The sequence below is a fragment of the Pseudaeromonas sp. HNCC25DJ180 genome, assembly GCF_055413345.1.
The window spans coordinates 1-258 of the sequence record NZ_JBVAYF010000060.1 but is presented as its reverse complement, the minus strand read 5'-3'; the positions used below and the strand labels follow the sequence as shown (position 1 = coordinate 258).

General features: G+C 56.6%; 1 protein-coding gene. It reads right to left on the bottom strand.

Going from position 1 to position 258, the window contains the following annotated elements:
* A partial coding sequence (locus ACZYTD_RS17260) for a VCBS domain-containing protein (RefSeq protein ID WP_463893938.1) occupies window positions 1-258 on the bottom strand: 258 nt, incomplete at both ends.

Below are 258 nucleotides of genomic sequence, written 5' to 3'. Positions count from 1 at the left end.
GCCACACCGGAGCCTTCCGGCAGACCGCTTTCACTGACGCCCAGACCTTCGCCATACGCCTTGATGGTCGGAATGTCGTTGCTGCCGGTAATCGTAACGGTCAAGGTGGCGGTACTGACATCGCCATCCTTATCGGTCAACCTGTAGGTAAACTCACGCTCCAGACTTTGGCCGTCATCCAGACCTTGCACTGTCGCATTGTCAGTATCCAGGGTGTAGGTGTAGACGCCCGCAGCATCCATGGTCAGATGACCATAG